This is a genomic window from Amycolatopsis thermoflava N1165 (assembly GCF_000473265.1).
GTDB lineage: Bacteria > Actinomycetota > Actinomycetes > Mycobacteriales > Pseudonocardiaceae > Amycolatopsis_E > Amycolatopsis_E thermoflava.
Genome location: NZ_KI421511.1, coordinates 699,314 through 719,215, shown reverse-complemented (window position 1 = coordinate 719,215; position 19,902 = coordinate 699,314). Strand labels below are relative to the sequence as shown.

Annotated in this window: 19 protein-coding genes; 3 read left to right on the top strand and 16 right to left on the bottom strand. The window is 70.7% G+C overall.

Translation table 11 applies throughout. The annotated features are described in order from the left end of the window. Positions 1-12: 12 nt before the first annotated feature. From mobF to AMYTH_RS0103640, 6 genes are all read right to left on the bottom strand, one after another. Positions 13-3,822 carry a MobF family relaxase gene (gene mobF / locus AMYTH_RS0103665; RefSeq protein ID WP_027929166.1) on the bottom strand — a complete coding sequence of 1,270 codons (3,810 nt, stop codon included), beginning with the start codon at positions 3,820-3,822 and terminating at the stop codon, positions 13-15. Between the two features lie 237 nt (positions 3,823-4,059). Beyond that, on the bottom strand, positions 4,060-5,223 hold the full coding sequence (locus tag AMYTH_RS0103660; protein WP_027929165.1) for a hypothetical protein: 1,164 nt from the start codon (positions 5,221-5,223) through the stop codon (positions 4,060-4,062). An 872-nt stretch (positions 5,224-6,095) separates the two neighbouring features. Continuing rightward, a complete protein-coding gene (locus tag AMYTH_RS43670) occupies positions 6,096-6,467 on the bottom strand; it encodes a hypothetical protein (RefSeq protein WP_037322216.1) in 372 nt (123 codons plus the stop codon). 19 nt (positions 6,468-6,486) lie between these two features. Continuing rightward, on the bottom strand, positions 6,487-6,864 hold the full coding sequence (locus tag AMYTH_RS0103650) for a hypothetical protein (RefSeq protein ID WP_027929164.1): 378 nt from the start codon (positions 6,862-6,864) through the stop codon (positions 6,487-6,489). Between the two features lie 32 nt (positions 6,865-6,896). Continuing rightward, positions 6,897-7,115 (bottom strand): hypothetical protein, encoded by a 219-nt coding sequence (locus tag AMYTH_RS0103645; protein WP_027929163.1) that lies wholly within the window; start codon positions 7,113-7,115, stop codon positions 6,897-6,899. Position 7,116: 1 nt separating this feature from the next. Then, complete coding sequence (locus AMYTH_RS0103640; RefSeq protein ID WP_027929162.1) at positions 7,117-7,527, bottom strand: hypothetical protein; 411 nt, start codon at positions 7,525-7,527, stop codon at positions 7,117-7,119. A 49-nt stretch (positions 7,528-7,576) separates the two neighbouring features. On the opposite strand from AMYTH_RS0103640, the gene AMYTH_RS0103635 reads away from it, so the two are divergent. Further along, positions 7,577-7,975, top strand: a complete 399-nt coding sequence (locus AMYTH_RS0103635; protein WP_157360512.1) for a hypothetical protein — start codon at positions 7,577-7,579, stop codon at positions 7,973-7,975. A gap of 1 nt (position 7,976) precedes the next feature. Here the strand turns inward: AMYTH_RS0103635 and AMYTH_RS0103630 are convergent, their stop codons facing one another. From AMYTH_RS0103630 to AMYTH_RS0103600, 7 genes are all read right to left on the bottom strand, one after another. Continuing rightward, positions 7,977-8,255, bottom strand: a complete 279-nt coding sequence (locus tag AMYTH_RS0103630; RefSeq protein ID WP_027929160.1) for a hypothetical protein — start codon at positions 8,253-8,255, stop codon at positions 7,977-7,979. Beyond that, the gene (gene dprA / locus AMYTH_RS43665; protein ID WP_051362496.1) at positions 8,252-9,175 is read right to left on the bottom strand and encodes a DNA-processing protein DprA; all 924 of its coding nucleotides are present in this window, start codon (positions 9,173-9,175) and stop codon (positions 8,252-8,254) included. Before dprA ends, AMYTH_RS0103630 begins: the two co-directional genes overlap by 4 nt. A gap of 40 nt (positions 9,176-9,215) precedes the next feature. Further along, positions 9,216-10,238 carry a DUF4192 domain-containing protein gene (locus AMYTH_RS0103620; protein WP_084022500.1) on the bottom strand — a complete coding sequence of 341 codons (1,023 nt, stop codon included), beginning with the start codon at positions 10,236-10,238 and terminating at the stop codon, positions 9,216-9,218. A gap of 17 nt (positions 10,239-10,255) precedes the next feature. Continuing rightward, entirely contained in the window at positions 10,256-11,128 is an 873-nt protein-coding gene (locus tag AMYTH_RS0103615) for a bifunctional DNA primase/polymerase (RefSeq protein WP_027929158.1), read from the bottom strand. A 55-nt stretch (positions 11,129-11,183) separates the two neighbouring features. Beyond that, a complete protein-coding gene (locus AMYTH_RS0103610; protein WP_027929157.1) occupies positions 11,184-11,774 on the bottom strand; it encodes a hypothetical protein in 591 nt (196 codons plus the stop codon). Between the two features lie 79 nt (positions 11,775-11,853). Beyond that, on the bottom strand, positions 11,854-13,278 hold the full coding sequence (locus AMYTH_RS0103605; protein WP_027929156.1) for a ParB/RepB/Spo0J family partition protein: 1,425 nt from the start codon (positions 13,276-13,278) through the stop codon (positions 11,854-11,856). Then, complete coding sequence (locus AMYTH_RS0103600; RefSeq protein WP_027929155.1) at positions 13,275-13,607, bottom strand: hypothetical protein; 333 nt, start codon at positions 13,605-13,607, stop codon at positions 13,275-13,277. The genes AMYTH_RS0103605 and AMYTH_RS0103600 overlap by 4 nt, the downstream gene beginning before the upstream one ends. 142 nt (positions 13,608-13,749) lie before the next feature. Between AMYTH_RS0103600 and AMYTH_RS0103595 the strand changes: the two genes are divergently transcribed. Continuing rightward, complete coding sequence (locus tag AMYTH_RS0103595; protein WP_209440738.1) at positions 13,750-14,838, top strand: DNA-processing protein DprA; 1,089 nt, start codon at positions 13,750-13,752, stop codon at positions 14,836-14,838. 608 nt (positions 14,839-15,446) lie between these two features. Here the strand turns inward: AMYTH_RS0103595 and AMYTH_RS0103590 are convergent. Next, positions 15,447-16,379 carry an IS481 family transposase gene (locus AMYTH_RS0103590; RefSeq protein ID WP_027929153.1) on the bottom strand — a complete coding sequence of 311 codons (933 nt, stop codon included), beginning with the start codon at positions 16,377-16,379 and terminating at the stop codon, positions 15,447-15,449. Positions 16,380-16,508: 129 nt separating this feature from the next. Here AMYTH_RS0103590 and AMYTH_RS0103585 point away from each other — a divergent pair, with 129 nt between their 5' ends. Then, positions 16,509-16,709, top strand: a complete 201-nt coding sequence (locus tag AMYTH_RS0103585) for a hypothetical protein (protein ID WP_157360511.1) — start codon at positions 16,509-16,511, stop codon at positions 16,707-16,709. Between the two features lie 52 nt (positions 16,710-16,761). On the opposite strand, the gene AMYTH_RS0103580 is transcribed toward AMYTH_RS0103585, so the two are convergent. Beyond that, positions 16,762-17,544: a DeoR/GlpR family DNA-binding transcription regulator gene (locus AMYTH_RS0103580; RefSeq protein WP_027929151.1), complete on the bottom strand. Its 783-nt coding sequence runs from the start codon at positions 17,542-17,544 to the stop codon at positions 16,762-16,764. Then, the gene (gene pdxA, locus AMYTH_RS0103575; protein ID WP_209440737.1) at positions 17,541-19,787 is read right to left on the bottom strand and encodes a 4-hydroxythreonine-4-phosphate dehydrogenase PdxA; all 2,247 of its coding nucleotides are present in this window, start codon (positions 19,785-19,787) and stop codon (positions 17,541-17,543) included. Before pdxA ends, AMYTH_RS0103580 begins: the two co-directional genes overlap by 4 nt. Positions 19,788-19,902: the final 115 nt, after the last annotated feature.

Here is a 19,902-nt window from a genome sequence, read left to right as displayed (position 1 = left end):
CGGAAACGACCGCTACGGCTCGGGTTCGGCGCCTCGCGGGTCACGCTCGGGTGCCACTTCTGGTTCCACAGAGGACACGCCGCGGCGAATGGTTGCGAGACGACTTGTCAGCGCTTCCACCTTCGCGCGAACCCGTCCAACTCGCTCGGGGTCCTCGACCCTGGCCGCAGCAACGTCGGCGTGGCTGTCCACATACCTCGTGACCCACTCACGAGCCTGCCGCTGGGCCCCGCCATCGTCACGAGGCACCAAGGTGTCGACTTCGTCGCCGAAGCCCCACCGTTCCCGGTACGCGGCAACCTGACCGGCCACCTCGATCCACGTGGCTCGCTCCACCGGATCGCCCGGCGGATCTCCCAACCGGGCTGCCCAGCGCGGCTGGTCCTCGGCGACGCGCTCGCCTAGCTCAGACACGCGGGCGGCGATGTCCCTGGCACGCTCGTGCAGCCACTCCGCCAGCTCCAGCACATCCGGTTCCACGTCATGCCGGGGATCGTCCAGCGGTGGCGGCGCCGGAACCCACCCGGGCAGCAGCGGTGGATGATCCGGACCGGGATCGAGCGGCGGCATGGCCTCGCAGACGCGGTAGTGCATCACCTTCGCCACCGACTCGGCCGACTTCAGTTCCCGCTGTTCGGCGGTCTCCCGTAGCAATTCAGCGGGATCAGCGCCCCCGGCGCTCGCCGCATGCAGGACGTTCTGCAGCGCCGGCCACGCCTCGTCCGCGAGGATGTCCTCGGCGTGGTCGGGCATCGCCTCGCGTACCCATTCCTCGGCTTCTGCGGCCGCGTTCTCGCCCCGCCAGACGACCAGGGCGTGCTCGTACCGCGGAATGGCATTGTCGAGCCGGAACGGGGCCTCCTGCGCGTCGCGCAACTCCTCGGTGGCCGCGCGCTCTGCTCCTTCCCGGCGCAGGATGCGTGCCAGCCCCTTCGCCGCCAGCTCCGTCTCGCGATGCCGGTAGAACAACTCGCCCGGCAGCACCTCCGGTTCGTCGACCTCCTGTATCTCCTCCACATCGAGGTAGGCGTAGTTGCCGTGGATGCCGCGTGACAGCGCGACCAGCGCGGCCTCCCGCACCGCCGACAGGCTCAGGAACGAGCGGGCGACGTCGACGGTCAGGCCTTGGGAGCGGTGCACCGTCGCGGCATACCCGAGCTCCACGTATTCGGCGACGTAGTCGGCCGGCAGCGTGACCTCGCCCCCGTGGCGCACATGCCGCACAGTCAGACTGCGGTCGTCGTGCACGGCACGCACGGTCCACAGATCACCGTTCTTGACGAAGTCGCGCCCGCCGCTGACCGTGAACCGGCGCCGGTTGGCACGGGTGACGACCCGATCGCCCACACCGGCCACTGTGTCGTCGACCAGACGCACCCCGGTCTCCGCCACCTCGCCCCGGGTCCGCCCGTCGGCCTGCGCGCGAGCGGACAACTCACGGGCGACGTCCCTCGAATCCGACATCATGATGCTCGTCGCGCCGGACGCCACGTCGGCTTGCCAATCGCGGTAGAGCTGGTCGAGCACGGCCGCACGAGTACCGCCGGCCAGACGTTCGTGCGTCTCGTAGAACCCGATCGCGGCTGGGTCACCGACCCGGAACCGCAGCACCGCGCGGGCTTCCTCGGGATCGGCGAACCGGCGCACTTCGTCCAGCTCGACGCCGCCGGCATCGTGGAACAACAGCCGCAGCGCGCCACCGGCTTCCACCGCGGTCAGTTGCCGATGATCGCCCACCAGGCGCAGCACCGCACCGCGTTCCTCCGCGATTCGACGGACCGTGTCCAGAGTCCGTGTCCCGGCCATCCCGGCCTCGTCCACGAGCAGCATGTCGCCCGGACGGACGTCGAGGTCCAGTCCCTCGGCGTAGCGGGTCGTCAACGAGTGCAGGGTGTCCGCACGTGCAGCGGGTCGCCGGCCCGGCACCTGCGGATCGCCGGCGTTGAGCTCGTCGTGCAGCACCGACGCGGCGGCCGCCGACGGCGCCAGCCCGATCACCCGGCCACCCGTGGTCTCCCACGCGGCTCGCACGACGCGCATCACTGTGGACTTGCCTGCACCGGGCGGCCCGATCCCCACTGCGAGCGCCGTGCCGCTGGACACGAAGTGCTCCACCAGCGCCTGCTGCCCGGGATTGAGACTGATCCTGCGCGACCGTTCGAACTCGCGCACCACCCGACGCCGGACTCGGTCACCGACCACCGGCCCGCGCCTGATCCCGGCCGCTGCCAGCAGCCGGTCCTCGCACGCGAGGATCTCCTCGCTCGTGTAACGGGTCGAGCCTCGGCGGTGGAAGACCGGCTCGCCGTCGCTTCGCTGCAGCAGCGCCGGGGTCAGGTGCGGGAACAGATCCAGCTGCACCGAATGCCGTTGCATCGCATAACCCACGACGGTGTCGAGGGCGCGGCGCCGCTCCCGCATCGACTCGAACGGCACCTTGGCGAGCTTGCGCAAGGCCTCCGCTCGCACGTGGTAGATCGTCCAGGTCGCGCGCTTATCCGACACCGATGCGATCACGGCCGCACCCAGCTCGGCGAGGTCCACCAACGATTCCTGGGGGACGGCAGCGGGGCCCGGGGCGCACGCGCTGACCCGCTCCTCAACCGACAGCTGCGGCGTCATCTCCGCGGCAGCCACGCGCCACCTCGTGACCGCCTCACCCAGCGGCTCCGGCTTCGCCTTCGCCGGTCGGTCGTTCCCCAGCTGGGCCTGCTGCGCGAGCCGGATCTGCACCGACCGCGGCGGTGTTCGGCCGTGCGCGGCGACGTACTCGGCAACCAGCCGGTCGTAGCCCGCCTCCACCTGCGCGCGCCGCCGGGAGAAGCCGGCGATCCATTCGCGGGGCATGCCGGCGACCTCCCGCACAGGCTGCCTGCCCCGCCCCATCGCGCGCGGCGCCCACTGCACGCCCAGTCGTTCGGTGAGCAACTGCTCCAGCGTCGCGTTGTACATCTCCGACGCCGACACGGCCACCCTGAACAACTGCTGGCCGTCGAGCGTGCGCCACTTCCCATCGGCGGCCAGCACCCGGTTCGCGACCGCCACGTGGGTGTGCAGGTGCGGGTCGCCTGCCCGCGACTCGCGATGGTCGAACGCCGTCGCCACGAAGCCCGACGTCTCGATCTGCGCGGCTCCGCCCGCCCCCACCCGCGCAAACGCGGCCTCCTGCTCGGCGTAGGCCAGCGCCGCCTGCCACGCGTCCAGGTGCGCCCGCTCGACCTCTTCCCGGATCCGCCGCCCACCCAGCGCCCACAACAATGACACCGACTTCACCGGCGCGAACACGAGGTCGAAGCCCGACACCGGTTGCCGCGCCCGGCCCAGCTCGTCCTGCAGGAACTGGCGGATCTTTCGCTCGGTGGTGACCGGGTGGCCCAGCTTCTCCTCGAGCAGTCGCCGGCCGACCTCGAACTTGATCCGGTGCCGCTCGGCCACGGTCGGGCGCCGTTGATGCTCCTGCGTGAACTTCGCCACCGCGGCGCGGAGAGCTCCGGTCAGCGGGACGTCGTTCTTGTACTCCGGCATCCGGCGTCCCAACCGTGCTGCCTTGATCGCGTCATCGATCGACGCGCCTTCGGCGATCCGGTCGGCGATGAACGCGTCGGCGTCCGGGCGCAGCCCTTCGCCGAACAACGCCAGCATCTGCTCCTCGGTAACCTCACCCGAGACGCCGAGATCGGCACAGCCACTGCCGACCCACACGCCAGGCGGGTCACCGGTGACCGCGTAGACATCGCTCAGGGAACTGCCGCGCTCGCGGTGCACGTCGCCGCTCGCGACGGTGCGAGTGAGGTACGTGTAGCCGTCACCTGCGTGCAGCACGCGAGGCGTCATCGTCACCGGGAAGCCACGCGAATCCTCCTCCCCCCAGGTCTTCGATGCTACGAACCGGGCCGTTCGCGCATGACATTTCGGCAGTTCGGACTGCCGCTGCCATGCAAAAGGTGCCTACGAGCTGCGGAAACGCGCTGCTGCAGGGTGATGGTGGGGCCTGGGTACGCCCGGACGGTGCGGGTCGCGGGCCCCCGAGCCGTGGCTCGGGGACCCGCGACGGTGGTGTCAGGCTGCTCCGGCGGTGACGAGTTCCGGGCGGGTCCGGGTGAATGCCGCGCGGGTTACCTGTCGTGTCTGCGGCCTGCGGGCTGGACCGAATTGGGCGGCGGCCCATGCGGCGATGAACGGTCGGTGCTCGGGGTGTGCGCGCCAGTAGGCGCGGGTCCAGGTGATGACTATTCCCCGGGGTTGGTGCCCGGCGAGGGCGGCGCACGGGGCGATCAGGTCGGCGGCGCGGCGATTGGCGTGCGCGGGCATCTGGCGTCGGATGGTGTCTCGGGCGTGTGCGACGTCGGCAGGCGTGATGCCGGGACGGCCTCGGTCGCGGCATTCGGTGCACAGTCCGTCGTCGTGGCGGGCCGGGTCCTGGGCGGCCACGCGGTCGCGGGCAGTGCGTTCGAGCAGGCAGGCAACGCACGGCGTGCCGTTGAGGGGTGGTTCGGCGTGGGCCTCGTAGTCGATGGTGTAGCCGTCGGCCTGGTCGAGTTCACGGGGAATGCGTTCGTCGAGGGGGAACCACGTGTGTCCGCTGGCAATGTAGTCGGTAACCACGCGGGGTTCGACGCGGCGCGGGTCTGCCGGGCGGCGGAGGTGAGGGGCGGTGATGATCGCGACGGCGGCGGTGGCGCGCTGCATGTCGCGGGTCGGGGCGTCGCGGAGGTCGCGGGGTGTGTCGTCGCGGTAGGGGCGCGCGTGGTCGAAGTCGTACCGGGTCTGCGCGGTGTCGCCGTGGACATCGGCCGGTTCGGGGATCTCGGGGCGGATGCGGTCGAGCTTTCGCAGCTCGGCTTGCCAGCTGTCGAGGGTGGCGAGTTGCCCGCGCTCCTGCTGGGCGGCCATGCGCGCGAACTGGTGCTCGACTCGGTCGGTGTAGGTGGGGGCGGGGAGGCGGGCGGGGTCGTAGTGCTCCTCCCCCGACTCGGCGACGCAGAAGGTGATCAGGTCGCGATGTTGGGGGCGGGCCTGCCACTGGACGCCCAGCATGGCCACGGCGTCGGCGTGGCGGTGTGTGGCAAGGGTTTCGGTGCAGGCGTGCAGCGCGGCAAGGTCGGCGATCTCGGCGGTGTCGAGCAACTCTGCGGCAAGGGCCTTGGCCTCGCGGAGAGTGGACGGGGTGCCGACAGCGACCAGGTTGGCGATTTCCTGCAACAGGGACATGAAATCAGACATGAAAACCCATTCCGTGTATTTGGCGAATTCCCAAGCTTGGCGGTCTCAGGATTTCTTTCTTTCACCTCTCACACTACCACGCCGGACGTGGCCGCAATGCTATTTGACCGAGCGACACGGTGGATTTTTTCCGAGTTCTGACAGGTTGTTGCCACCGGTTCAGGCTGGCCGCACCGGAAAAAAGCGGCACCCCTACATTCTTTTCCTCCCTTTTCCGCACCCATTCCCTCGTCCCCGCCCATCCTTGTGCCGCACTGGTCGAGTCAAGGGTTAGGCCCGGGAAGAATTTTTGGAGCTTGCGAGAAAAATTGTTTCCGGGCCGCCCTTGACGCGACCTGGACGGCATAAGACGATGAAGAGCGAGGGAGGCTGGTGAGCCGCGGCTGCGACCCCCTCCTCAACTGCACTTCCCCCAGCAGGGTCTCTGCCGTCAGAAATCGCCTGAGCTAAACTCGCGGGGCGCCCAGGGGCCCCGTGAAGCCCGGCGAGGGCGCGTGCGTGGGTGCGGTCTTGGCGGGCCTTCGGGTAAGCCTTCGGGGCTTCCGTGCCCACGCGGTGGGTGCGTCCGGCTTGTCCGGGCGCACCCATTCTTCGTTGGGGACCTGGCCGGGCGCCGGGGAAGGTGCGCCCGGCCAGGCGTGAGCGGATGCCGGTCGGGAGCCGGCATCCGCTCGGTTCGCGCCCCTCCCCGTCTGCTGCTGGACCTGACGGAGGGGGCCGTCACGCCGGTGGGCAGTGGGGTGGGATCGCGAGCTGGGCCCTGGCCGGGGTTCCGGTCAGGATGAGACCCCGGCCAGGGGTGAGCGGGCTGCGACGCCGCTCGGTAGCGCCGCGCCTCGGCTCGGCCAGCTGGCCTCTGACACCTCCCCCGCTCAGACCAGGGTGCGAAAGGTCTGTGCGACGTGGCGCTCAACGGCCCGGCGTCGGGCGCGCAGGAACCGCGCGACGACCATCCATCGGGGTTCCTTGCGCGGGCTGTCCGGCGGGCCGCCGAAGTCGTAGTGGAGATCGCCGGGGGCGTCGTCCATCGCGTGGTACTGCAGCCACCGCTCGGCGGCCTGGGGTGCGCCGGCGGTGTGCAGCAACTCGGCGAACGCGCTCGCCTCCCAGCACGTGAGCTGCGGCGCGATGCGGGACGCCGGTAGGTCGTGGTCGAAGACGTGGAGGAGTTCCTGGAGCGCGCCTCGCAAGTCCGGGTTGGGCACCACCCACACCGGGATCGGCTCCGGGGCTTGTCCGTTCACGAAGTTGTCCTTCCGGGGGTCAGGATTCGATGTCGACGTCGGTCTCGAGTGAGACCGTCACGTTCTCGGTCTCGAAGGCGACGCGGTCGTCGTCCGTCGCGGCGTGGAGCGCGGCGATCACCCGGTCGACGGCTTCGGCGCGGTCCGCGGCGTCGCGCACCTCCGTGATGCGCACGCGGATGGTGGCGAGGCCCTCATAGCGCATGCCGATCAACGGCAGTCCGAGGTCCCGGAGGGCCTCCTGGCTGCCAGGCAGGCACCAGACTCCGTCCTGGTACTGGCGCAGGACCGCCTTGCGGACGTCGTCCCGAAACTGCGTGTGGGTTCGGCGCAGGGCCTCGACCTCGGCGCGGAGGTCGGCGTCGGTGTCGGCGGGGGCTGCCTGTGGTGAGCTCATGCGGGGTCCTTGTCTGCCTGAGGTGGGGGTGCTCAGGCGCGCTGGGTGCGGAGGTAGTCGCGGAAGGTGGCCTGGGTGACGTTGGCGGGGCCGACCTGCTTGCCGTGTTCGAACAGGTGCAGGGCCAGAGCCCGGCGGCTGAAGTTCCTCGCACAGGCGCGGAGTTGCTCCGCCCGTGCAGGGTTCGCGGTGCGGGCACGGTGGAGGCAGTCGGCGGCGCGGGCGCGCAGGCTCTCGGCGGTGGTCACCATGTCAGACCCACCTCACGGTGGCGTAGCCGATGTAGGGGTGGGTTTCCTGCTCGGTGACGGTGAGCGGGGTGCCGGGGAGGTGCTCGGCGATCGCCGTGGACAGGGCGGCTCGCATCGCGTCGGCCACGTCCTTGTCGCGCAGCCGGCGGACGAGCTGGTGGTCGTCGTGCTCGTCGCCGGTGCGGGCTTCGACCTGGAACCCGAAGTTGACGTCGAAGCGGGAGACGAGTTGCGGTTCGTAGGGCTGCAGGCCGAGGTCGGTGAGGGTGTCGTTGAGCGCTTCGGCGTTCCACTGTCCGTCGTGGAAGCCCTTGATCGCGCGGTCGCGGGCGAGCTGCCGGAAGGCCTCGTGTTCCTGCTGGAGCTGGGCGAGTTCGGCGCGTAGCTGTTCGGCGGTGGGTTGTGCGGTCATTTGTTTCCTTTCTTGCCCGGTTGGGGTTTCTCTGTTGGGGTGCCTGCTCATGGGCACTCGTTCATCACCGCGGAAGCGGGAAGCGATCCGGCGGCAGACGTTGCAGCGGAAGGTGGAGCTGGATGCCGAGCGCCGCCGCAGGGACGAGCTGGAGGTGGAGTTCGCGACCGATTTCCAGGTCGCGCTGGTGGATCGGGCGGCGGCCCGGGACGCGGAGCGCGCGGCCGAGGTCGCGATGGGCGGCGCGGTGGACCGGCTGATCGGGCAGCTTCGCTTGTCCTACGACCGGGTGGCGGAGTTGTGCCAGGCGGAGGTGAAGGAGCTGCAACGGCTTCGGCAATTGGCCGCGGAGACGGCTCGTCCGGTCGTCGGGCGGCCCGCGACGCCTGCTTCCCCGGTTTCACCGAGGGTGGAGGGCGCACCGGCCGGTGAGGGCCGGGGCGCCTGAGCTACGGGCGGCGGGTGGCGTGCCGTCGCCTGCGTCGGAGGCGGCGCCGCCAGTCCCGCGGCGGTTTGCGGCCGGCGGTCATCCACCAGTCGAGCAGGCCACCGAAGTGCACGAGCTGCCACCAGGAGAGCTGGTCGTCCCAGGTGCAGTAGTCGCAGTCGGTGACCTCGCAGTCGGCGCTGGAATGGTGGTACACGCCGAGGTGGAAACGGAACCGGTCCAGGACGTAGTCCGGGTCGACCGGCCCGTGCGGGGTGTCGTGGGCCTTCTTGCGCTTCACGGCTGGTGCTCCCGTGTCCGGGCCTGCCGCAGCACGTCGAGGACGTCGCCGCTGCCGGTGACGAGGGTGGCGCCGCCGTGCCGGATGAGGTCGTGGCAGACGATCGACGTCGCCGAGGTGACCGGTCCGGGCACGGCCATGACGGCCTTGCCCAGTCCCCCGGCGAGCAGCGCCGTGGTGCGGACGCCGCTGCGCGGTCCTGCCTCGACCACGACGACGCCGGCGGCGAAGGCGGCCAGAAGCCGGTTTCGGGTCAGGAAGCGGTGCCGCGCCGGCGGTGTGCCTGGCGGGTATTCGCTGATCACGAGTCCGCCGCGGTGGGCGACGCGGCCCAGCAGGGTGACGTTGCCTGCTGGGTAGCCGACGTCGACCCCGCAGGCCAGGACCGCGACGGTGGGGGTGCCCGCGGAGAGCGCGCCGCGGTGGGCGGCGGCATCGACGCCGTAGGCGCCGCCGGAGATCACGGTGTGGCCGTGGTATCCGAGGTCCTGGGCGAGTTCGCCGGCGACGTGTTCGCCGTAGGCGGTGGCGGCTCGGCTGCCGGTGATCGTGATCGCCGCGGCGGTGAGGTGATTGAGGTCGCCGCTGCCGCGTGCCCACAGCGCGATCGGTGGGGTGAAGTCGCTCTCGGCGGGGAAGGCGGTGGTCACATGGTGCAGCGCCGCTGCCGGCCATTCGTCGTCTTCGGGGGTGATCAGCCGTATCCCGGCTTCGGCGGCCGCGTCCAGGTCGACGTCGTCGAGCTGCGGCTGGGTGGTCGTTTCCTGCAGGACCTCCAGCGGGCAGTCCCGGCTGCGTATGGCTCCGGCGGCCGTGACGGGCCCGTGCTGGGCGACGAAGGCGCTGAGCGCGGGTGCGCCGGGTCCGGCGACGCGGGACAGGTATGCGCGTGCGGTGCGCGCGTCGTCCACGCTGGTCATGCTGCTCCTTCCGGGGAGAGGTGTGTGGTGCCGGGCTTGGTCAGTGGGTGTGGCCGAAGGTGGCGCGGGTCGCGGAGACGGCGCGGTGGAGCATGTCCTTGATGCGGGTGAAGGCGACGCCTTGCTGGACCGCGCACAGCAGGAGCGTGACCAGCCGTTCGCTGCGGCCGGCCGCGTCGGCGGCGACCAGGGCGAGGGCGCCGTGGCCGCGGTGGCAGGCGTGGGTCATCAGGACCGCGGCGAGCCGGTCCGACATGGGTTCCGGGGCGAGCTTCCACAGGGTGAGCCACAGCTCTTCGGCGGCGCGGGCATGGTTGCCTGGGGTGATGAGCAGCGCGTCGCGCATCAGGACGCAGGCGAACGCGCCGATGAGGTCGGCGAGTTTCTCGTCGGTGTCGGGCAGGCTGCCGTGTGCGGCGTCGATCACGGCTTGGTCGAGCCGGGCCAGCCGCGCCTGGAGTGCCGGCAGGTCGTGCCGGTTTTCCTCGTCGGTCACGGCGGCGGCGACGGTGGCGACGAGCGGTGCGAGCCGGTTCCGGTCTTGCTGGGGTGCGGGTGTGAAGAGCGCGGCCAGTTCGGCCCGGCTTTCGTAGATGACGTCGCCGTTGAGGACTGTCTGGGCTGTTGCCGCTGAGTTGCGGGGGTCGGGCAGGGTGCCGTGGTGGTTGGGGTCGTCGTAGCTGAACCAGCGTGCCCCGGCCACGAAACCGGCCAGGTGCACGGCTTCGACCTGCCGGTAGCCGTGGCGGCGCAGCCCTTCCCGTAGGGGAGCGATCACCTCCTTCGCGGGCGGCTTCTTGTCCTCGCCGGTGCTGCCGGTGATGACGAGGACGACTTCGTCGGCCGTGATGTCCCGGGCGGCGGTGGTCGCGCCGTGCACGAAGTGGCCGGGGTCGGTCAGCACGTCTGCCAGGTCCGCTCGTGCGGTGAAGGGGATGATGCTCTGGTCGCTGTCGGCTCCGGGCCGGACGAGCGGGGTGAAGAACACCGAGGCGTCGGGGTAGAACCCGAGCACAGCGGGCAACGAGGCGAGGAGGGTGTCCATTCCGGACGGTGAGATCATGGTGGTTCTCCTATGGATCACTGGGTGCGTGGATGGGTGCGGCCGAAGGCGATGCCGTCGCGGATCGTGCGGGCGATCTCGCGGTCGCTGAACCGTCCGCTCGTGCGGGTCCGGCAGGTGTGTGCCGCCGCCGTCAATGCCGCGGTAATGGTGGGCGTGTCCAGGTCGGGGATGCTGGCGAGCGCGGAGGCGGCGCGCAGGAGCGTGATGCGCCGCTGGCCGTCGAGGGCGTCGGCGACCTTGCGTGCTTCGCCCGCGAGTGCGGCTTGCCGGTAGGCCGCGTGGTGATGCCCTCCCCCGCCGCCGCGCGGCTCGGCGGGTGCAGGCGGGGTCAGGGCGTGGATCAGCCAGGCGGGCAGTGACCGCACGGGGGCGCGGCGCGTCACCCGGTAACGGCCGTCGCGACGGATCGACCCGGTGGCGACGATGTAGCCGCGGTGGCCGCGGGTGTCGATGCGCCAGCCGAGCGCGCCGGTGGTGGTGCGCACCCGCACGCCGGCCGGGACCTGGAAGTACAGGTGCTCGCCGCCGGTGGGGGTGGTGACGGTGTAGGTGTCGCCGGGGTAGGGCTGGCCTGCGGCGCGGGCGAGCGCGGCGAGCACGTCGCGGCCGTGCCGTGCCGTTGTCCAGGGTGGTGGCGCGGGCCGGCCGTGGCCGTCGTCGAGGTCGATGACGAGCAGGCCGGCGGCTCCGGTGGCGATGCCGATGTTGTAAGGGGCCTTGGTCCAGACGCGGGTGATGGTGTCGTGGTCGGTGGTGGCGAGGGTGTTCCAGTCGACCTTGCCGAAGGCGGGCTTCTTGCCGCGGGGCGCGAGGGGGAACACGGGCCAGCCGCGGGCTGCGGCGGCCAGTGCCGCGGTCATCAGCCGCGGGCGGGGTGGCGCGGGCACCGGTACTCCTTTCTGCGGTGGTGGCCGGCCCGGCCCGCGGCTGACGAGTGGCGGGTCAGGGCAGGCGGAAGATGGTGATGTCGCCGAGTTCGCGGTCGGCGGGCAGGCCGAGCTGCCGCAGCATGTGCGGCAGTTGCTGGAGCACCTCGTTGACGGCGGCCTGCTGCGCGGTGGTGGCGCGCTGGAACATGCGGTGCAGCCAGGTGGTGAAGGCTTCGGGGAGCGGGGTGGTGTCGCCGTGTTCGTCGGCGCCGGTGATCAGGGCGGGCCCGGCGATCACCGGGGCCCAGTCCGGATTGCGGACGAGACGGGCGACGTGGGCGCGGTCGTGTTCGCTGGCGGTGTAGTCGCCGACGAGCACGGCCTGCAGGAGGGCGGCGAGGAACCGGCTGGCGCCGTGGTTGACGGGGTGGGTGGCGAGGCTGTTGTCGCCGACCCAGATGTCCAGGCCGGTGAGGTGGCTCATCCGGTCGACGAGCGGGTCGCCGACGAGCCGGGCGATGTCGTGGCCGGGGTGGTGGCGGCTGATGTCGAGCAGCTGGGCGGCCTCGGCGCCGAGGAGGAGCGCCTGCATGGTTTCGCCGTGGGGCGGGCTGCCGGTCGCGGTGTGGTCGTCGGGGCTGTGCTCGTGGGCGGCGCTGGTCATGCGTGTGTCCTTTCGCGAGGGGCGTGGAGATGCCGAAGGGCCCAGCCGCGTCGCGGCTGGGCCCTTCGGGAGTGGGTGGTCAGGCGGCGGCGATCTCGCCGGTGGGCTGGGCGTCGGCGTCGTCCTCGGCGCTGGGGTCGTTGACCATGCGCTCGACCCAGTGCAGGTCGAAACCCCACTCGGCCAGGGTCCGGACGTAGCGTTTCTGCTCCTCGGTGGGAGCACGCCAGGAGTCCTTGCGGAGAGAGTGTTCGAACGCGGCGATCAGGAGGCCGAGGGTGATCATCTTGGCGCGCGCGGCGGTGGCCTTGCGCAGCTCGGCGAGCACGGGGTGGATCGTGCGGGGCGCAGGTTCGCTGTAGCCGAGGAGTTCACAGACCAGCGGGTGCTGGCGGGGCAGGGCTTTCTGCAGTTCGTGTTCGCCGATCATGAGGGTGGTGGCGATGAACTGCTCGGCCTGCTTGGGCGGGGTCTTCTTCGCCAGCAATGCCTTGAGTTTGTCGCGGCGCACGTCCTGCGCGGCGACCCAGGCCTTGTTGTTGCGGATGACGCGGCGCCGCTCGGCGGTGAGGTCTTCAGCGGGGCGCGCGGCGGGCCCGCCGCTGTTGGTGGCCGGCGTGTGGCCGTGCTGGGCCCAGTCGGTGCAGATCGGGACCGGTTTGACCGTCTCGGAGTGGTAGGCGTCGGTGTCGAGGAACAGGGCGTGGCCCGGGCAGCCGGCGTGGTTGTCGACCGTGAGGTTCTCGCCGTTCTCGTCGGCGTGCAGGTCGTGCAGCCGCGCGGAGGCGTCGGGAAGCTCGTCGTCGACGATCACCACCTCTCCCCTGGCCCGCAGCTCGTCCGCGGCTTCCGCGCAGGCCGCGCGGCGAGCGGCCTTCCTGCGCCACCGGGCAGCGGCGAAAGCGAAGTTGCCGGGCCACGACCGCAACGTGTCGAGCAGGTCGGCGTGCGCTTCGGGATCGGACTCGAACTCGGTGAGCGCGGCGTACTGCTCCAGCGTCAGCTGGTCGTCCTCGCGCAGGGCCTCGCGGGTGGCGGCGCTGCGCGCGACGGCGAGACCGGCGGTGACGCGGTCGGCGGAGGTGCTCAACTTCTCGGCGATCTCCTCGGGTGCGAGGTCGAACAGGGCCATCCGCTCGAAGATCTGCACCTCTTCGGCCTGGGTGTAGCCGACGCGCTGGGTGTTCTCGTCCCACTGGTCGATCAGCCGCTGCGCCTCGTCCTCCTCCCCCGCCTCCACCACGATCACCGGGATGGTGGGGTGCTGGTCGACGCACAGGCGGTTGGCCAACACACGACTGAACCCGTAGCGCAGGCGCAGATTGCCGTTCTCGTCCGGGTTCGCGGTGACCGCGGTTTTCACCCCGTACTTGGCGACGCTGTCGCACAGGCCCGGGTTCTTCGCCCGGATGTCGTCGATCTCGCGCGAGTTGTCGTCGAGAACGAGCTCGAACGGATCGACGTAATAGAGACCCGGGGTTTCCCAGGTCTTCACGGTGTTCACTGTGGACTCCCTTCACTCGGTTCTTGATTGCCGTTGGGGAAGTAGTCGGCGCTACAGCACGGCCCGACCCACCCATCACCGTGACGAACCGCGGCTTCGACCGGACCGACGCGGCGGCAGATCAGGCATTCGACAGCGCCGGCATCGGGAAACGACGGAGGTTCGCGTGTGACGGGAGGCTGATGGACCTCGTCTTCGACCATCGCCGCTGTGGTGACGGCGTCGACGACCGCGTCGTACAGCGGGGTCGGTTCCAGCAGCTCGTCGTCGAGAGCGCTGAACGTGGCGTAATGACCGGCGTTTCCGGGCTCGAACAGCCAGTGGGACATGATGGTTTTCAGTGCTCCTCTCACCGATTCAGCGGGCGCCGACGCCGTGGGGGGAGCGACCAGCAGCCGCCCGCGTCAGAGGCGGCCTGTTACGCACGGTTCGGCGATCCCACCGCGCACGCCTACTCAGCTCGGACCTCATATGACCCATGCGAGCTGTGCCCACTCGGTTACTGCTCGCAGTCTCGCGCGCACCCCGCTCTGGCCAGCCAGACCACAGGGCGGCATAATCGATCGTATGTTCGATCCAGCGAGGATGGCCTACGCGTGGCGCGGACAGCACGACGCCGATCCGGGCTCTAAGCTGTCTGCCGTGCAGGGACAATGGGACGAGGCGGAACGCGCGGCGCTGGTCGCGCTGCTGCGCACCCGCCCGGCCAAGATGACCTGGCGCGACATCACCGAGGAGGTTGCCGCCCGCGGGAGCGCCCTGGCGCTGTGGCACGAGCACAACCCGGCCACCCTGTTCTCCCCCTCCGAAGCGACCACGAACTCGCTTGCGGAGGCCGAGCAGGACATCGCCGCGTGGCAAGAGTCGCGGCTGGGGTTCCTGACCTTCCTCGACCAGGAGTACCCCGCCCAGCTACGGGAGATCCACGAGATCCCACCGGTGCTCTTCCACCGAGGCAGCCTCGTACCCGGCGAGATCGGCATGTCGGTCGTCGGCTCACGCCAGGCCTCCGGCCGTGGCCTGGACATCGCTCGTGCGATCGCTCAAGGACTGGTCGACCGCAACATCACGGTGATCTCCGGCCTGGCGAAAGGCATCGACACCGCGGCGCACACCCAGGCGCTCGAGGCCCGCGGACGGACAGTCGCGGTCATCGGTACTGGCATCCTCAAGTCCTATCCTCCGGAGAACCGGGACCTGCAATCCCGCATCGCCGACACCGGGCTCGTACTGTCGCAGTTCTGGCCGGATGCCCCACCTAGCAAGCACAGCTTCCCGATGCGCAACGCCGTGATGTCCGGGTACGGGCGCGCAACCATCGTGGTGGAGGCCGGAGAGCACAGCGGTGCGCGAATCCAGGCCCGGCAAGCCGTTGCGCACGGCCGGCCGGTGATCCTGACCGACCTCGTCGTGCAGGCGAACCGCTGGCCCGCCGACCTCATCGGCCGGCCCGGCGTCCACGTTGCGCACGGCACTGCCGAGGTGATGGCGATCGTCGAGGACATCATCGCCGCCTCCGACGAAGTCGACGAGCTACTCGCCTTCGCCCTGCAGCGATGACGCCCGAGGAGCTTCCCGAGCGGCTTGCGAAACTGGTACGGGCCGAAGTGGGCGGCTTCTTCTGTAACACGCTGCGCAGCGCTCCCGGGGTCTGTACGGTCTGCACCGGTCCTGCCGCGGGAGGACTGTGTCCCCAGTGCCGCGCCGCTCACGACCGTTACGACGGGTCGCTCGCCGACAAGGTGGTGCTCCTCGCCTACGCGAAGGGGCGCATGCATCCCACTCATCAGTCCGAGCACCATGTGTACCAGTACAAGCGCCAGCCCCCTGCCCCGAAATGCAAGCAGGATCTTCAGTTGATGATCATGGCAGCCACCATGCTGCATGGGCGCTGTATGACGAGCGGACGCCCACCGTGGGGTGCGCTCACATTCGTCCCATCCGCCGCTCGCCCGGGTGCTTCCCACCCGGCCGTCGACCTTGCTCGCCACGTCATTCCCGCTGACGGCGCTGAACCACGACGCGTCCTGTTGGAGCCCGCGTCCGGTTACGCTGACGAGCCGCTACGGTTCCCGCGACCCGATCGGTACCGGCTTCCAGCCCAGTTCCGCGCGGACGTGGCTGGCAGGCACGCGCTAGTTGTCGTGACCTGACAGGTTGTGGAGGGGTCAGCGCAGTCGGCTGATGGGTGGGTGGCCTACTAGGGCGGAGTGTGCGCGTTCAGTGTTGTAGTGCTGGACCCAGGTCGGCAAGGCTGTCAGGCGGTGGGTGTTGGAGGTCCAGGGCTGGGCGTAGGCGAACTCGGTGAGCAGGGTGCGGTGGAAGTTGGTCCAGGGGCAGCCGGGTCTGATGTAGCGGCGGCGCAGCCCGAGGGCGGTGCAGACCGCGGCCCAGCAGGCGCCTCGGCGGTAGACCAGGGCGTTGTCGGTCAGGATTCGCAGCACGGTGATGCCGTGGTGGCGGAACCAGGCCACGGCGCGGTGCAGGAACGCGGCGGCGGTGGTATCCCGCGCGTCGGGCAGGGCCTCGACGTAGGCCAGGCGGGTGTGGTCGTCGATGGCGACGTGCAGGTAGTCGTAGCCGATACCGCGGCCGCGGACCTGCTCGCGGCGTCCGTGCACCCGCCAACCGCCGCCGTCAGGCACTCGCCCGAGTTTCTTGACGTCGATGTGCAGCAGTTCGCCCGGGGCGCGGCGTTGGTAGCGGATGCCCGAGTGCCGCCGCCGCACCGGCATCCCGGTGATCGGATCGATCGCCGACAACGGTGGTACGTCCCGACGACGCAGGACACGACCGACGGTGGAGGCCACTAGCCCGAGCTGCCCAGCGAGGAACACCGCACCCCGATGGCACTGCTGACGCAACGCCAGGATCGCGGCTTCGGTCTCCACAGGCAGGCGGGTGGGGCTGTGATGCGGGCGGGAGGAGCGATCGACCAATCCCGCTTCGCCCTCCTCCCGGTGCCGCGCCAGCCACTTGTAGACCGTGGACCGCGCCACCCCGAGCTGCTCAGCAATCCGCGCCGGCGGCCACCCCGCCTGATAACGCTGCACAATCAACTGCCGGGCATACACCGTGGTGCGTGCGTTAGCGTGACCCATCGAGGACCTCCAGGGCTGGTAGTGGATGCGTCGCAACACCCACTCCGCCCGGAGGCCCTCCCCACAATCAACCCAACACGCCGTCCACAACCTCACGAGTCACGACAGCTAGTGGTCGATGACACGTGGGTGTCCGGCGACAAGAGTCAGTCTGCCGCGCTCGCGCTGAAGCAGGCCGGCGCGAGCGAAGTGACCATCCTGTGTGTGGCGCGCTGGCTACGACACGACTGGCCCGATCACCGCAAACTGATCGAGAGCCTCTCGCGGCCATACGACCCGCACCAGTGTCCGCTCACCGGCGGCCCCTGCCAGGCGCCGAGCACCCGTTGAATCCACGCCGGCAGCCGAATGGGGTCGCTCCTTGGGGAGACTCGGGCGGCGGTCAGCCGGCAGGCTCTGCGACCTCCACCGTGATGCCCTTCGCGCGCAGAGTCTTCACAAACTCCGGGTCCGCCTCGGCGTCGGTGACGAGCGTCCAGGGCAGAGGGAGGCGCGCCCAGGCGTGGAACGGGCCCTCGCCGAGCTTCGCGGCGTGGGCCAGCACGTACACCTCGCGGGCCCGGCGCGCCATGAGTTCCTTCAGGCGGGTTTGGCGCAGGTCGGCCTCGCAGATGTCGCCGTCGGCGTTGACGCCGTCGGTGCCGAGGAACACCCGGTCGAAGGTCATCCGCTCCAGCGCCGCCTCGGTCAGGGGGCCGACGAAACCCTGGCTGAGCGGGCGTAGGGTGCCGCCCAGGCATTCCACGTGCACCGACTCCACATCGGCGAGTTCCATCAGCGCGGTCAGGCCCGTGGTGGCCACGGTGAGCAGCTCGGCGTCGCGCAGTTCGTGCGCCAGCGCGCCCACCGTCGACCCGGCGTCGAGCAGGATGGTCTCGCCGGTCTGGATCCGCTCGGCCGCCCATCGGGCGATCGCGCGCTTGGCTTCGAATCCCTCGCCGACCCGCTGGCGCAGCGACGACTCCGGATGGGCGGTCACGGCGATGGCGCCGCCGTAGGTGCGGGCGAGGCGGCCGTCGGCGGTCAGCCGCGCCAGGTCGCGCCGGATGGTGGAAGCGGTGACCCCGAACATGCGGGACAGCTCCTCCACGCTCGCCAGCCCGGTTTCGGTGGCCAGCCGCACGATCTGGTCGCGCCGCTCCCGCGAGCCCGCTGCGGACGTCATCCCTGCTCGGTCCTCCGATCTGCACCCGGCTGCGTCGCCAGCTCCGCGGCCTGACGCAGAGCCTCGACCATGCTACGAGGGTCGGCCTTGCCGGTGCCCGCGATGTCGAACGCCGTGCCGTGGTCGACCGAGGTGCGGATCACCGGCAGGCCGACCGTCAGGTTCACCCCGGCCTCGATGCCGAGCACCTTCACCGGTCCGTGCCCCTGGTCGTGGTACATGGCCACGATGAGGTCGTAGTCGCCCCGGCCGGCGAGGAAGAACGCGGTGTCGGCAGGAAGCGGGCCGCGGGCGTCGATCCCCTGCGCGCGCAGGGACTCCAGCGCGGGCACGATCTTTTCCTCCTCCTCGCCGTAGCCGAACAACCCGTTCTCGCCGGCGTGCGGATTGATCCCGCACACGCCGATCACCGGGGCAGGGTTGCCCGCGCGCACCAGGGCCTCGTGGCCGCGCCGCACCGTGCGCTCGACCAGGCCGGGTTCGATGCGTGCGATGGCGTCGATCAGTCCGATGTGGGTGGTCACGTGGATGACCTTGACCTTGGGGGTGGACAGCATCATCGACACCTCGTCCACACCGGTGAGGTGCGCGAGCAGTTCGGTGTGCCCTGGGTAGCGGTGCCCGGCGGCGTGCAGGGCCTCCTTGTTCAGCGGTGCCGTGCAGATGCCGTGCACGGCACCGGCTTGCGCCAGGTCGGCGGCGGTGCGGATGTACTGGTAGGCGGCCTCGCCGGCGGCAGCGGACAGTTCGCCCCACGGCAGGTCCGCGGGCAGCAGGTCCAAATCGATCACGCTGATCCGATGCGCCCCGGGTTCGGCGTCGGACGGGGACGTGACCGGCACGATGTCGGCGTCGACACCCATGATGTCAGCCGCCTGGCGCAGCCGCTTGGCGTCGCCGATCACGACCGGGCGGCACACGGCCAGCGTGTCCGGGTGCACGACGGCAGGCACGACGACCTCGGGACCGATGCCGGCGCCATCACCCATCGTGATCGCGATGACTGGCTGGGAAGGGGTCACTGAGCAGGCCTTTCGCTGGAGTCCGGCCGGTTCGGCCGTGGGTTGGGTTTCCGAGGTACGCAGGGCGCGCACGATCTGCACGAGCGAGTCGGGCCCGCCGAAGCTGCCCGGCCGGGTCACGACGAGCCGGCCGCCGGGAAGGCGGGACAAGACCGCGCCGTGGTGGATCTCCTCGATTGGTTCGAGACGGTCTACGCCGAGGGCGTCAAGGGCACGGCGGGCGGTCTCGCCACCGAGGACGACGAGGCCGGTGCGCTCGGCCCCGGGCTTGGCCAGCGCGGCGACGGTGCTCCGGGCGAGCCCGGCGGCCACGGCCGGGCCGCGGCGCGGATCGAGCCGGGCAGCCGGGTCCACGCGCAGCACGGTGACCCCGGCCGGTGGCGGGACGTCGACACCTCCCGCGGCGAGGGAATCCGGGTCAAGCGAGCGGACCGTGACGCCGGACAGGCGTGCGACCTGCTCGACCGCGACCGGCGCGGCCGTGCCGGCGACGATCAGCACCGGGCCCGCCGGCGATCCGGACTCGCCGGCTGCGGAACCGGGATCGACCCGGACCGCGGGCTGAAGCCGCCCGATGGCAGCGGCCAGGCCCCCGGAACCGGCCAGCGCCAACCCCGGCACCTCGCGGGCGGCCCGCGCGATCGCCTCCAGGTCGGCATCGGTCTCGGCGTCGCAGATCACCACTCGCTTCGCCACCACGGCCGAGGTGAATGCCTCCGCCAGGGCGGCGGAGTGCCGGACCACCGACAGGGCCAGCAGTTCCGCCTCCCCCACCGCGTCCCGGACCGTGTGCGGCGGGATTGCGTGTTCCGCGCGCCAGGCGTCACTGTCGGCGAGCGGCACTCCGTCCACGGACAGCACGCCCTCCCGGACGACACGGTGCGCGACCGGCAACGCGGGGGTGAGCGCGACCCCGTACCCGTGATCGGTCAGGCCCGCGATCTCCGCGGCGATGTTCCCGCGCAGCAGGGAGTCGATCTTCTTGAACAGCCGGTCGCCCGGCCGCACCCGGCCCAGGGCTGCCTGCACCGCGCCAGCCGCCACGGCAGGTGGCGCGGTGCGGGTGTCCAGGTCGAGCACCACCACCGGGGCGTCCACCTCAGCCGCGCCGAGCACGACCACGCTGCGCGATCCGCGCACACCGAGCGCGATCGCGGTCTCGGCCGCGCCGGAGAGGTCGTCGGCGATCGCGATCATCCTACCACCGGAATCGTGCTCCATCGAACCTCCTGCCTCGCGCGGCTTCCCGCCCACTATGACACACGCTGCGCGATTCGCGCGATAGTGTTGCGCGAATCGCGCAGCCTGTGTCAAGGTGTGCTCCACACTGCTCGCT